This window comes from Kitasatospora sp. NPDC033851 (genome assembly GCF_055576085.1).
Genome location: NZ_JBVIRL010000104.1, coordinates 1 through 1,358 on the forward strand (window position 1 = coordinate 1; position 1,358 = coordinate 1,358).

The following is a 1,358-nucleotide window of genomic DNA, read 5'->3' on the forward strand; positions in this document are numbered from 1 at the left end:
AAGGCGATGTTGGCCAGCAACGGAGACAGGATGCCGCCCTGCGGCGTGCCGGTCATCGTGTCCCGGTGTTCGCCGAGTTCCGTGAGGATCCCGGCCTTCAGGAACGCCTTGACCAGCGCCAGGATGCGTTTGTCCTTCACCCGCCGACGCACCCGGTCCATCAGAGCCGTGTGGTCGATCGAGTCGAAGCACGCCTCGATGTCCGCGTCCAGCACCCAGCGGTAGCCGCGGGAGCCGAAGTGGTGGATCTCGGCGATCGCGTCCTGGGCACGCCGCTTGGGCCGGAAACCGTACGAGCACGGCAGGAACTCCGCCTCGAAGATCGGCTCCAACACCAGTTTCAGCGCCGCCTGGACGACCCGGTCCGCGACCGTCGGAATCCCGAGCTTGCGGACCTTCCCCGACCCACCCGGTTTCGGGATCTTGCGCTCCCGCACCGGCAACGGTCGGAACGAGCCGTCCTTGAGAGCGGCCCGCAGGTCGTCCAGGAACCTGGGCACGCCCACCTGCTCCGCGACGTCGGCGACCGTCAGGCCGTCGACGCCAGCGGTGCGCGCGCCTTGGTTCCCCGCGACCCGGTCGACCGCCACGATCAGCGTCGCCGGGTCACACACGAAGTTGAACAAGTCATCGAACCGGCGGCCAGGATCGGCCACCGCCCAACGGTGAAGCTTGGCCTGCATCTCCGATACCCTCGCTCCCGGCCCGGCCGGACCAGAACGAGGAGCACCGCCATTCGGCGACGCGTCTTCCGGCATTGCAGCGACCCTCCCTTCTCGAAACCGCTGCCGCCCTTCCCCATGCGGCCGGCTTTCCCGACCTCGGAGTACTACGGCGGCTCCGCCCCGTCCCGAACCGATCGGCGGTCGACGCGCCCAACCCCACCCTCGCCGCTGGATACGACGCGGAGGGCAAGACCCGGGACGGTTCCCGTGTTCACTGTGGTTCGCTCGACGAAGTAGGAGCCCGACTATGCCCCTGCGGCATCGCCACGAGTACGCCGCAGACCTTCCTCGTGGCCTCCCGGACGGCTCGTGCCTACCGTCCTGGGAGTTACCCGCCCACCTGCTCGACGGGATACGCACCGCTCCCGGCCCAGATCCGCCAGATTCGAGCCGGTGCCTAATCAAGGGGGTGTCACACGCCGGTTCCTCGCGTACTCCTCTCCGTCCCGCTCGCCGGACCCGAACCATCTGGCAGTACTGGCCCGTCCCGGCTTTGTCAGGGCCGCTCCCACCCTCCCCGGCGTCACCCGGATCAGGCTGCCCTCAGCTCCACCGTCCTGCTGCGACAGGATCAGCGGCGAAGGCCTCTCACCTCCACTCGAACCACAGCGCCTCACGGCGCACGCACGACCT

Annotated in this window: 1 protein-coding gene; it reads right to left on the minus strand. The window is 68.7% G+C overall.

From position 1 onward, the window contains the following. Window positions 1–758: reverse transcriptase domain-containing protein (locus ACZ51D_RS43670; RefSeq protein WP_465665893.1), on the minus strand; the 758-nt coding region annotated here is incomplete at its 3' end. Window positions 759–1,358: the final 600 nt, after the last annotated feature.